Source organism: Amycolatopsis minnesotensis, assembly GCF_039529815.1.
Lineage (GTDB): Bacteria > Actinomycetota > Actinomycetes > Mycobacteriales > Pseudonocardiaceae > Amycolatopsis > Amycolatopsis minnesotensis.
On sequence record NZ_BAAANN010000050.1, the window covers coordinates 40,068 to 51,540 of the forward strand.

12 protein-coding genes are annotated in these 11,473 nt (G+C 69.2%); 5 read left to right on the top strand and 7 right to left on the bottom strand.

Translation table 11 applies throughout. The annotated features are described in order from the left end of the window. The coding region (locus ABD256_RS39335) for a hypothetical protein (RefSeq protein ID WP_344430627.1) at positions 1 to 240 on the bottom strand (240 nt) is incomplete at its 3' end. Positions 241 to 432: 192 nt separating this feature from the next. On the opposite strand from ABD256_RS39335, the gene ABD256_RS39340 reads away from it, so the two are divergent. Continuing rightward, on the top strand, positions 433 to 1,209 hold the full coding sequence (locus ABD256_RS39340; protein ID WP_344430629.1) for a S1 family peptidase: 777 nt from the start codon (positions 433 to 435) through the stop codon (positions 1,207 to 1,209). 40 nt (positions 1,210 to 1,249) lie between these two features. On the opposite strand, the gene ABD256_RS39345 is transcribed toward ABD256_RS39340, so the two are convergent. Further along, positions 1,250 to 1,561 (bottom strand): hypothetical protein, encoded by a 312-nt coding sequence (locus tag ABD256_RS39345; protein ID WP_344430630.1) that lies wholly within the window; start codon positions 1,559 to 1,561, stop codon positions 1,250 to 1,252. Between the two features lie 104 nt (positions 1,562 to 1,665). On the opposite strand from ABD256_RS39345, the gene ABD256_RS39350 reads away from it, so the two are divergent. Together ABD256_RS39350 and ABD256_RS39355 are read left to right on the top strand one after the other, a co-directional pair. After that, positions 1,666 to 2,532 (top strand): helix-turn-helix domain-containing protein, encoded by an 867-nt coding sequence (locus tag ABD256_RS39350; RefSeq protein ID WP_344430631.1) that lies wholly within the window; start codon positions 1,666 to 1,668, stop codon positions 2,530 to 2,532. After that, on the top strand, positions 2,525 to 2,749 hold the full coding sequence (locus ABD256_RS39355; protein ID WP_344430633.1) for a DUF397 domain-containing protein: 225 nt from the start codon (positions 2,525 to 2,527) through the stop codon (positions 2,747 to 2,749). The genes ABD256_RS39350 and ABD256_RS39355 overlap by 8 nt, the downstream gene beginning before the upstream one ends. 1,012 nt (positions 2,750 to 3,761) lie before the next feature. Here ABD256_RS39355 and ABD256_RS39360 read toward each other — a convergent pair. The 5 genes from ABD256_RS39360 to ABD256_RS39380 all read right to left on the bottom strand — a co-directional run bounded on the left by ABD256_RS39360 (position 3,762) and on the right by ABD256_RS39380 (position 8,246). Continuing rightward, a complete protein-coding gene (locus tag ABD256_RS39360) occupies positions 3,762 to 5,159 on the bottom strand; it encodes a DHA2 family efflux MFS transporter permease subunit (RefSeq protein WP_344430634.1) in 1,398 nt (465 codons plus the stop codon). Between the two features lie 103 nt (positions 5,160 to 5,262). Next, entirely contained in the window at positions 5,263 to 6,027 is a 765-nt protein-coding gene (locus tag ABD256_RS39365; protein ID WP_344430636.1) for a class I SAM-dependent methyltransferase, read from the bottom strand. After that, complete coding sequence (locus ABD256_RS39370; protein WP_344430637.1) at positions 6,024 to 6,665, bottom strand: maleylpyruvate isomerase family mycothiol-dependent enzyme; 642 nt, start codon at positions 6,663 to 6,665, stop codon at positions 6,024 to 6,026. The genes ABD256_RS39365 and ABD256_RS39370 overlap by 4 nt, the downstream gene beginning before the upstream one ends. After that, positions 6,662 to 7,882, bottom strand: a complete 1,221-nt coding sequence (locus ABD256_RS39375; RefSeq protein WP_344430639.1) for an RNA polymerase sigma factor — start codon at positions 7,880 to 7,882, stop codon at positions 6,662 to 6,664. Before ABD256_RS39375 ends, ABD256_RS39370 begins: the two co-directional genes overlap by 4 nt. A 13-nt stretch (positions 7,883 to 7,895) precedes the next feature. Next, on the bottom strand, positions 7,896 to 8,246 hold the full coding sequence (locus ABD256_RS39380; RefSeq protein WP_344430641.1) for a YciI family protein: 351 nt from the start codon (positions 8,244 to 8,246) through the stop codon (positions 7,896 to 7,898). Positions 8,247 to 9,011: 765 nt separating this feature from the next. Here ABD256_RS39380 and ABD256_RS39385 point away from each other — a divergent pair. Together ABD256_RS39385 and ABD256_RS39390 are read left to right on the top strand one after the other, a co-directional pair. After that, positions 9,012 to 9,971, top strand: a complete 960-nt coding sequence (locus ABD256_RS39385) for a hypothetical protein (RefSeq protein WP_344430643.1) — start codon at positions 9,012 to 9,014, stop codon at positions 9,969 to 9,971. Further along, positions 9,968 to 10,918, top strand: coding sequence for a nucleoside triphosphate pyrophosphohydrolase (locus ABD256_RS39390; protein WP_344430645.1), 951 nt, complete (start codon positions 9,968 to 9,970; stop codon positions 10,916 to 10,918). Before ABD256_RS39385 ends, ABD256_RS39390 begins: the two co-directional genes overlap by 4 nt. Positions 10,919 to 11,473 lie beyond the last annotated feature (555 nt).

Genomic DNA, 11,473 nt, shown 5'->3' on the forward strand with positions numbered 1-11,473 from the left:
GTTCCCGCGGGTGTGCCGGGTGTGCTGCCCACGTTGCCCGTCAAGGGTATTCCCGCGGGTGCGCCGACCAAGCCCGTGCGGACTGGTGTTCCTGCGGGTGCGCCGACCAAGCCGGTACGAACCGGTGTGCCCGCCGATGCGCCGGGCGTACCGGTCGCCGGTGTTCCGTCCGCCCATCGCTGAGCGGACCGGTGCCACCGGGGTGAACGAGCCGTCGCCGGTCGTCTGGCGGCGGTTCATTCCTGGCGCCAGGATGTCCACTCCGGGTCACCGAATCGCTACCCCTCGACAGGGAATTCGTTGTCGATTGCCTGTCCTGCCTAGCCTGGCCGGACTTTTGTCCCTCGTGGCCGCGGAAATGTTGTCCCGGTCGATCGGTGGTGGTCGGATAGTTTCCGACTCAGACGCGAAGAACCAGGTGGAGGTTTCGAGATGGCGCGGCGCACGACTTCGAAGGTGGTGGCCGGGGCGGTCGCCCTCGCGGCCATCGGGATCGGCGTCGTCGCGGCGCAGCCCGCCGGCGCGGTGGCCAACGGCGTGCAGGTCAACGACGGCATCTTCCCGTTCGCGGTCAAGTTCCTGATGACCGACATCCCCAAGCCGGACGGCTCGAAGTACGACAGCGCGTGCTCGGGCGCCCTCATCGACCGGCAGTGGGTGATCACCGCCGGGCACTGCTTCCACGACGTCAACCGCAAACCGGTCAGCGGCCCGGTCCCGTACAAGACGAAGGCGATCATCGGCCGCGTCGACGACGCCGACACCGGCAAGGGCGCCGAGCGATCCGTCGTGGAGGTCCAGCAGTCGCCGAAGAACGACGTCTCGATCGCCAAGCTGGACCAGCCGATCGACGACATCAAGCCGATCCCGCTGCGCGAGGCCGGTCCGCGCAAGGACGAAACCCTGGTGCTGGCGGGCTGGGGCCAGGAAACCCCCGACGCGACCGGGCCCGCCAAGCACCTGAGGCTCGGCATCGTCAAGGTGCACGACGTGCAGGACGTCGTCGCGAACGTCACCGGGTACTGGCCGAAGCCGGACACCAGCGCCTGCCCCACCGACTCCGGTGCGCCCTACTTCGAGCAGCAGCCGGACGACAGCCGGCTCGTGTCGCTCGAAAGCGGCGGCCCGACCTGCCCGCACGCGGGACCGGAGCGGACCTCGCGCGTGGACGTCATCGCCGACTGGATCCACGAAAAGATCGGAGAGTAAGACGTGCTGACCGTGGTGCGAATCGGTAACTCCGGAAGAATCATACTTCGTTCTCGTGAATGCGGATGAAATAGTTTTCGGGATCGATGACCTCGCGATGGATGAGCCGTGCGGTGGCGCACGGCCATTCGCGAAGGCAGAACCGGCAGGTCCCGGTCCAGTTCGGCTCGTGCCGGTGCCACACGGCGCGGATCACCTGCAGTAGATCCGGGATGAGCTGCCGCAGCGACTCGTGGTCGTCCTCGGACCAGACGTCTTTCAGTGCGAGGAACTCGGCACTGTCGATGAGTTCGTAGATCTGCATCCGCAACAGCTTGTAGGCTTCGGCGACGGCGGGGGAAAGCGTGGTCATGGTTACCTCCGCATTCTAGGTAACCGGTTGTCCCGTGCGCACGCACGCCCCTTTTCGAGGGACAATTCTCCCTTTCCTGCACCGGCCGGGTTACCTTCGATCCCATGGATGATCGCGAGCCGACGATCCGCAGACGCGAACTCGGCGACGGCCTGCGCGCCGCCATGCAGGGCGCGGACTTCACCGGCAAGCAGCTTGCGCACAAGCTGAAGTGGTCCGAGGGCCGGGTTTCGCGCCTGCTGAACGGCAAACGCGGCGGCTCGGAGATGGACGTCGTCGAGGTGCTGGCGGTCTGCGGCGCGACGGCGGAGGAGAAGGCCCGCCTGCTTGCCCTGTGCCGCGAGGCGGACACCCCCGGCTGGCTCCAGAAGCACGGCTCACGCCTGCCGAAACAGCTAGTGACACTTGTCGAACACGAAGACAAAGCCGTGGTGATCTGGGATTTCCAAACGATCGTGATCCCTGGACTGCTTCAGAACGCGGACTACGCGCGTGCGCTGATCGACGAGACGGGAAACGCGCCAGCGGGTGAAATCAATGACCGAGTTGCGGCGCGGCTTGCTCGCCAAGCCTTGCTCAGCCGCCGCCCGCTCGTGCACTTCACCTTCTTCGTTCACGAGTTCGCGCTGCGGCTTCCTGTCGGTGGCGCTGACGTGATGTCAGACCAGTTGCACCAGCTTCTGCGGCTGGCCGTGCGGCCTAACCTGAGCCTGAGGATTGTCCCTACGGCAATCGGCGGGCATCCCGGCGTCGCTGGACAGTTCAAGCTGATGGAGTTCCGCGATTTCAAGCCAGTGGTGTACCTGGACAGTGAGACATCATGTTTGTTCCTTGAGGAAGATGTTGAGATAGCCGCCTACCGGCGGATCTTGTCCGGCCTGGCCGACAAGGCTCTCGATGAGGGACAATCGAAGGAGTTCATTGCCAACTTGGCGGTCGAACTCTACTCATCGGGAGAGCGGGATGACTGACCTCATCACCTGGCGCAAGAGCAGTTACAGCACCACCAACGGCGACTGTATCGAGGTCGGTTGGCGGACCAGCAGCTACAGCACCGGCGGTAGCGACTGTGTCGAGGTGGGGCGAGGTCAGCGGGCCGTCCTGGTGCGCGACACCAAGAACCGATCCGGAGGCACCCTCGACTTCCCCGCCGCGCAGTGGCGCTCCCTCCTGACCCACCTCGGCTGACCCGGCGCCGGAGCCGCACGCCCGAAGGTCGCAGTGCTGATGCGCGCGTCGATTCCGGTGAGGTGGGAGCGAGGCGCGGGTCCACCGGAGGCCAGCCGCATGGTCCCTGAAAGGCACCTTCGGGGAATCTGATGCCGCGATCTCGCCCCTCACAGCGCGCGGCACGGTGGCGCTGATGCCCTGAAGGGGCCCTTTGCGGCGTCTGATTCCCTCATGGGCCCCTTCGGGGCATGTGCCCCGGAGCAGAGCGGGTCCGTGAAGGCCACATCCGCGGCATGCACGTCGATGAAGGCCCTCTTTCGGGGCGTCAGCGCGGAAGTGAGAGAGGCGAGTGGCGAAGTCTCAGTGCATGCTGTGAAGGTCGCCTTGAGGGAATCTGATGCCGCGATCTCGCCCCTCACAGCGCGCGGCACGGCGGCGCTGATGCCCTGAAGGGGCCCTTTGCGGCGTCTGATTCCCTCATGGGCCCCTTCGGGGCATGTGCCCCGGAGCAGAGCGGGTCCGTGAAGGCCACATCCGCAGTATGCACGTCGATGAAGGCCCTCTTTCGGGGCGCCAGCGCGGAAGCGAGAGACGTGAGTGGCGAAGTCTCAGTGCATGCTGTGAAGGTCGCCTTGAGGGAATCTGATGCCGCGATCTCGCCCCTCGCCGCATACGGCACGTGGCGCTGATGCCCTGAAGGGGCCCTTTGCGGCGTCTGATTCCCTCATGGGCCCCTTCGGGGCATGTGCCCCGGAGCAGAGCGGCTCCGTGAAGGCCACACCCGCGGCATGCATGTCGATGAAGGCCCTCTTTCGGGGCGCCAGCGCGGAAGCGAGAGAGAGGCGAGCGGCGAAGTCCCAGTGCATGCCGTGAAGGTCGCCTTCGGGGAATCTGACGCCGCGATCTCGTCCTTCGCGGCGGGCGGCACGGTGGCGCTGATGCCCTGAAGGGGCCCTTTGCGGCGTCTGATTCCCTCAAGGGCCCCTTCGGGGCATGCACTCCGGACCTCGCCTTCACCTCTGGAGAGGCATCATCCGTGCGCCACACGGGTGGGAGACGGCTCGGATCGCTGGTGCCGCACCAGAAAGCACGACACCGCGCCGATCGCGAGGACGGTGATGGGCAGCGCGAGCGTCGGCCCCACCGCGTCGGCCAAGGGTGCACCGGCGAGCTGCGTTTGCAGTACCGCGCCGACCGCCGCGCTGCCGAGAACCGTGCCGATCTGCCGGATCGTGTTCAGCACACCGGACGCGGCACCGGCCATTTTCGGCTCCACGCCGTACATCGCGACCGTGATCATCGGGCCGAACAGGCAACCGATCCCGAACCCGGCCACCAGGAGCGGGGCCTGGAACTCCCACCACGCGCGGCCGACGGCGATGACCAGCGCGAGCCACGCCAGCCCGGCCGCGAACAGCGCCAGCCCGGTCATCAGGACGTACTTGCCGCCGACCCGGTCCGCGATCCGCCCCGCCACCGGCGACAGCACCGCCGAGAGCACCATCGCGGGCGCCATCACCAGCCCCGCCATGATCGCGCTGTAGCCCAGCACCGACTGGAAGTACAGCATCACCGGCAGGAACAGGCCGATCATCCCGACCTGCACGGTCGCGGACACGAAGCTCATCACCGCGTAGTTGCGGTCGCGGAACAGCGCGAACGGCAGCAGCGGTTCGCGGCCCTGCCGGAAACGTTGGTGCAGCAGGAAAGTCGCGAGCAGCACCGCTGCCGCGCCGAGCAGCGCCCAGATCAGGGCGTTCCACCCGTACCGTTCGCCCTCGGTGAGCGCGAAAGCCAAGCAGCACAACGCCACGCCGACGAGCGCGGCGCCCGCCAGGTCCAGTTTGCGGCGGGCGCTGTGCCGGATATCGGGCACGAGCGTGACGGCCATCGCGAGCACGAGCACGCCGATGGGCACGTTCACGAGGAAGATCCACCGCCAGCCGACGCTGCTGACCAGCAGGCCGCCGACCGTCGGCCCGGCGATCGTGGCCACCCCCGCGACCGCGCCCCAGACCCCGAGCGCCGTGCCGCGGCGTTCGGCGGGGAAGGTGCCGATGATGATCGTCATCGTCTGCGGCATCAGCGCCGCCGCGCCCAGGCCCTGCAGCACCCTCGCGCCGATGAGCTGGGCGGGGTCCTGCGCCAGCGCGCACAGCACGGACGCCAGCGTGAACAGCGCGACGCCGCCGATGAACATCGTGCGCGGCCCGCGCGCGTCGCCCAGCCTGCCCGCGATGATCAGCAGCGCGGCCAGTGCGAGGACGTAGATGTTGATCACCCACAGCATCTCGTCGAGCGACGCGTGCAGAGTGTCGATCATGCTGGGGATGGCGACGTTGACCGCCGTCAGGTCCAGCAGGGTCATGAAGAACCCCATGCTGAGGGTCAGCAGCACCACCCAGGGATTACCGCGCCACTTGCCCACCACGTCCTCCGTCCACCACTTGCTCGCTTGTTAGAATGCTAGCATGCTAACTCATCGAACGGACGGGTTCGGAGATGTGGCGGCGGAGCTGGTGAAACGACCGTCAGCGGGTGGCGACGAGGTGCCTGGCGCGCGGCCGGTGCGTCCATTCGCCGGACGGTGCGTCGCGCAGGAACTCGTGCCGGAGGTCCGTCACGAACGCTTCGCCGTGCGCGCTCGCGAGTGCGCGCAGCGGGCCGGACCGGGTGTAGGCGTCGAAGAACGCGGTCGCGTCGGCGTGGGACATGGCGTGGCCGGGGAAATCGTCGCGATCGATCCGCGCGCCGTCGAGCGCGGGCACGAGCGCCTCCTCCCAGTCGCGGCGGGACGCGCCAACGCGGGCGCGCACGAGCCCGGCCATGCGGGCGAACGGTCCGTCCTCTTCGACCAGTCCGGGCCAGTACACCACCGAAAGCCGCCCACCCGGCCGCAACGCCCCGAACCAGCACCGGATGGCGGCGGCGGGTTCGGGAAGCTGCTGGAGCCCGAACACCGACACCACCGCGGCGCAGTTGTCCGTCCACTGTGGATCCAATGAGGCCGCGTCGTCTTCGATGACGGTCACGTTCGCCCGCCCTGCCGCGCGCTCCCTCGCCAGCCGGACCATGCCTGCCGAGAGGTCGATGCCCACGAGTTCGCGGCCGGGGAACCGCGCCGAAAGTCCTTCCAGTTCGGGAAAAGTGCCGCAGCAGGGCACCAGGATCGGGCCGTCGGGGAGATCGTGCACCGCGTGCACCGCGTCGTCGACCCACGGGGCGAACCGCGGGACGAAGTAGGCGTCGTAGCCGTCGGCGGCGTCGGTCCAGGCGCGGGCGAGGCGGTCGTTCACAGCGCGGCCGCCACCCGCTCGGCGCCGGAACCCGTGATGCCCGCGAGCCCGGCGGTCCGGCCGGTCGCGATCAGCAGCAGGTCCCCGGCGCTGCCGCGGATCTCCGCCTCACCGGTGCCCGAGGTCCAGTCGGCGTCGGTGGTGACCAGCTTGATGTCGCGGAAACGCTTGCGCGCGCCGTAGAACGGGCTCTTCACGACGTGCGCGAGTGCCGCGACGGTCTGCGGCATCGGCATGGTCCTGGCGCGGCCGAGCGGACGGGCGATGTCCTGGCCGTGCACGAGCATGTCCACCAGCGGGTCGATCACCGCGGCGCCCGGCGCCCGGCGGGCGGACCCGGCGGTCTCGCGGATCTGCTCGATCAGCTCCGTCCGCGAGAACTTGGCGGCGCGCTCGATGGCGACGGTCGCGTTCATCCGGTCCCAGCTCCCGCGCGCCTTGATGACGTCGCGGATCGTCCCGAACAGAGTGTCGCGTGTGGACGTGGTGATGTGCGCGGCGACTTGCCCGATCGTCCACTCCGGACAGAGCGAGCGCGTTTCCCATTCGGTGTCGCTGAGGTCGTCGAGCAGGTCCGCGACACTGAGGCGTTCGGCCTTGAGCCAGCTCAGGATGGTGGCCTTGTCGATGTCGGTCATGATCGGTGCTCCTGTTCGGTGGCGAGCCTGCGGCGCAGGTACTCGCGTTCGGGTTCGGTGCCGGCGAGTTCGAGCGCTCGCCGGTAGGCGTCGGCCGCCTCGGGGTGGCGGCCGAGCCGGGAAAGCAGGTCCGCGCGCGCGGCGTGGTACGGGTGGTATTCGCGCAGGCGCGGCTCGTCGAGGTCGTCGAGCAGTGCCAGCCCGGCGGGCGGGCCGTCGCGCAGGGCGATCGCCGCCGCCCGGTTCAGCTCGACGACCGGCGACGGGATGAGCGCGCGCAGGACGTCGTAGAGCGCGACGATCTGCGGCCAGTCGGTGGTCGCCACGTCGGCGGCCTCGTCGTGCAGCGCGGCGATCGCGGCCTGCACGCCGTACGGGCCCGGCGTGCCGGTGAGCGCGATCGGCACGAGTGCCAGGCCCTCTTCGATCATCGTGCGGTCCCAGCGCCCGCGGTCCTGGTCGCCGAGCAGGACCAGTTCGCCGTTTTCGGTGCGGGCTTCGCGGCGGGCGTGCACCAGCAGCACGAGCGCGAGCAGGCCGGTGACCTCGCGTTCGCGCGGCAGCAGCCGGTGCAGGATCCGCGTCAGCCTGATCGCCTCCTCCGCGAGGTCGAGGCGCGTGGCCGCGTACCCCTCGGTGAAGATCGAGTAGAGCACCTGCAGCACGCCGGGGAGGCGGTGCGGCAGCTCGTCCGCGCCGGGCACGCGGAACGGGATCCTGGCTTCCTTGATCTTCTTCTTGGCGCGGACGATCCGCTTCGCCATCGTCGCGGCGGGCACCAGGAACGCCCGCGCGACCTCGGGGGTGGTCAGCCCGGCGAGACAGCGCAGCGTCAACGCCGTGCGGTCCTCGGCGGGCAGTGCGGGATGCGCACAGGTGAAGAAGAGCTGGAGCCGGTCGTCCGGCAGCTCGTCCCCTGCCATCGCGGCCGGTGCGGCCCGCTCGGCGTCCACCTGGAGCAACGCCAGCTTCGCGGCGTACGCCTTGTCCCTGCGCAGCTTGTCGACGGCGCGGCGGCGGGCCGTGGTGAGCAGCCACGCGCCGGGCTTGGGCGGAATGCCGTCGACCGGCCAGCGCGCCACGGCCGCTTCGATCGCGTCCGAGGTGACCTCCTCGGCGAGATCGAGGTCACCGAAGTGGCGCACCAAGGACGCCAGCAGCCTTCCCCGCTCCTCGCGGAAGACCGCCTCCACCGAGACCGCGACGTGCTCGTCCACGTCCTTCGCCCGGTCAGTCGAAGTCGGCGATCGGGCGCACCACGATCGACCCGCCGTCGCGCGAGCCGGGGCAGCGGGCCGCCCAGTCGAGTGCGACGTCGAGATCGGGCACGTCGATCACGTAGTAGCCGCCGAGCACCTCGCGGGTCTCGGCGAACGGCCCGTCGGTCGTGATGGACCGCTCGCCGCCGGGGCCGACGCGGACCGTGGTCGCGGTGGTGAGGTCGGCGAGGGAATGCCCGGTCACGAAGATCCCGGCGTCCTTGACCTCCTTGTCGTAGACCTGCCAGTCCTCGACGGTGCACTGGCTGCCCGTCTGCTCGGAGTCGATCGGGGCGCTGGTGATCAGGAGCATGTACTTCATGGCCGGAATCCTCCGCTTTGTCTCGGTCGGTGGTGCTAACAACATCACTACGAACGGGACCACCCGGCGTGGACAAGCCCCTCGAAGTTTTTTCGGACGGCTGTCTTCCCTCGTCGATGCCGTGAAGGATGCTCCTATAGAGGCCGAGGTGAGGTCCGCTGCGCATGCCCTGAAGGTGCCCTTGAGGGAATCTGACGCCGCGAAGGGCACCTTCAGGGCATCAGCACCACCACGCCGCACGCCGTGAGGGGCGAGATCGCGGCGTCAGCTTCCCCGAAGGCGCCCTTCACGGACCAAGGCCCCGACGGCTCCACGCATCCGCCACCCACCTCACCGGAACCGACGCGCACACATCACTGTGACTTTGGGGGATCGGATGCTCCGAAGGCCGCAGTGGGGCATGCGCAGCGGACCGCGCACCTTGCCCCCGATAGAACGCGGGTTCGCGGCAGTGCGCCACCGTCGACTACATCGACTACGTGTCCGGGGGTGTACCTGCGGCCGTGCAGCGCCGCGAACCAGCACCAGAAATGGGTGCTGCGGCCGATCGGCGGACGCCGCCACCACGGGGAACTTCTGCCTGAGCACGGCGTCGGCGAGCCCGTACACCGGGTACCCGGTGATGACCCAGCGGTGCGGGCTGGACCTGACCGAGGAGCGTCGACGTGGGCACGCCGGTGACGAGCCAGTCCTGGATCTCTTGAGACACCGGGTGTTGCGTCCGGCGGCGGGGGCTGTGAGAGGCTTGGACCTGTGATGCGGATCATGAGGCGCTCTGGCGCGCTGGTGGCTGTCGCTGCTTCCTCCCTGCTGCTCGCCGCGTGCGGTGGCGGGCCGAGCCAGGTGGGCGCCGCCGCGATCGTCGACGGTCAGTCCATCTCGCTCGACGGCGTGCAGACCAAGCTCGACACGTTGATCAAGTCCGACAAGTTCGTCCAGCAGCTCCAGCAGCAGCGCAAGCTGGACCTCGTCTCGCGCGCGATCGTGAGCCGCGAGGTGCTGTACAAGCTGGTGGACAAGGCGGCACAGGGCGAAGGGCTGCGCGTCGACGAGCGCAACCTCGACAAGTACCTGCCGTCACCGGAGTCGGCGCAGACCCAGGGCTCCGACGATCCGGCCGCCGGGGTCGAGCAGTCGGTGGACAAGGCGTTCGCGCCGCAGGAGGCCGCGCGGCACCGCATGCTGCTGGCCGAACTGAGCGCGAAGTACATCGGCAGGGTCAGCCTGACCGTCGACAGGGTGCAGCTCCAGGACCCGGCGAAGGCGCGCGACCTCGCCGACCGGATCGCCCGCGAGCCGCAGCAGGCCACGGCGCTCATGCAGCAGGCGGCCGCGGGCGGCGAGCCGCCGTCGCTGAACGAGGCCGTCAGCAACAACACCCCGCAGTCGCTCGCGTTGTTCGCGGAGCCCGGCTCGGTGCTGTTCACGCCGTCGAACGCGCAGCAGTCCCAGCAGTCCGAGCAGGCCGCCGGTGGTCCGTACCAGGTGATCGTGATCAAGAAGCGGGACCTGGTGGCGCTCCCGCCCGATCTCGACCCGACGAAGTTCCAGCCGGACCAGCTCATCCAGTACAGCAAGTACCTCCTGCGGCCGACGGCGCTGGCCACCGGCATCAACCTCAACCCGCGCTACGGCCAGTGGGACACGGTGAACATGCAGGCGGGCCCTGCCGACGAGGCGGCGGTCGCCGGCAAGGTGCTGACCCCGAAGTCCAGCAGCTCGTGACCAACGGCGTCGTCGTACTGGTCTCCGGGGGCGCGTTGCCGGTCGGCGCGTGGCCGTGGCTGCGCGCCGCCGAGGTGTACGCGGCGCCCGACCTGCCCGAGACCATTCGCGCGGCGCTCGACTGCAAACCAGCGCCGGAGCCTGGTGAGCTGCTCGCGCAAGCGCGGCAGCGGACCGTCGCGCTGATCGCCGCGCGCGGCGACGACCCCGGTGCCGCCGCGCTCGCGCGGGAGGGCGCGCGCGTCTTCAAGTCCGAGGTGCCGCCGCTGGTGCGGGCGGCGGAGGTGATGGACGTGCTGCGCGCGCCGGGCGGCTGCCCGTGGGACGCGGTGCAGACGCACGACTCGCTGCGGCAGTACCTCGTCGAGGAAACCTACGAACTGCTCGAAGCCATCGAGGAAAACGATCGCGTCGCGCTGCGCGAGGAACTCGGTGACGTGCTGCTGCAGGTGCTGTTCCACGCCAGGGTCGCGGCCGAACACGGTGAGGAGCCGTTCGGCATCGACGAGGTGGCGCGCGATCTCGTCGACAAGCTCGTCGGCAGGCATCCGCACGTGTTCGGCAGCGGCGACGCGGTGCGGACCGCGGCGCACCAGGAACTGAAGTGGGAAGAGCTGAAGCAGGCCGAAAAACGCCGTAAGTCCATTGTGGACGGTGTCGCCCTCGGTCAGCCCGCGATCGCGCTCGCCGGGAAGCTCGGGCAGCGCAGTGGCCGGGCGGGCATCCCGCTGGACCTGTTCCCGGCGGGGACCGAACCCGCCGTGCAGCTCTTCCGGATCGCCGCGAGCGCTCGGCGGGGCGGGGTGGACCCGGAGGGCGAACTGCGCGCCGTCGCGAAGAAGTTCGCGGGTGAGGTGCGGGCGGCCGAAGACGCCGCGCGGGCGGCCGGGCTCGACCCGGCGACCCTGGAAGCCGATGCGTGGCGCCGTTTCTGGCCCGCTCGGTAACCGTGGGAGGTCTCAGGCGCGCGAAGTTCTGGAGCAACACGGCCAGCGCGGCCGTCAGCGCTATCGCGGAGGGCGGCTCCGCGCTCGTGGACGCCCTCGCGCTCGCCACCAAGTGACCGGCGGCCTTCTCGACCGAGGGGGCGCGCTACCTTTGCCCCGAAGGTGGCCTTGAGGGCACTGAGTGCCCCGAAGGTCGCAGTGATGATGTGTGCGCGTTGATTCTGGTGAGGTGGGTGGCGGATGTGTGGAGCCGCCCGGGGGCTTGGTCCGTGAAGGTCGCCTTCGGGGAAGCTGACGCCGCGATCTCGTCCCTCGCGGCGTGCGGCATGGTGATGCTGATGCCCTGAAGGTGCCCTTCGCGGCGTCAGATTCCCTCAAGGGCCCGTTCGGGGTATGCGCCCGGAGCAGAGCGGGTCCGTGGAGGCCGCTTCCGTGGCATTCACGCCTATGAAGGCCCTTTTTTTTGGGGCGCCAGCGCGGAGATGAGAATGAGACGTGAACGGCGAAGTCCCAGTGCATGCTGTGAAGGGCGCCTTGAGGGAATCTGACGCCGCG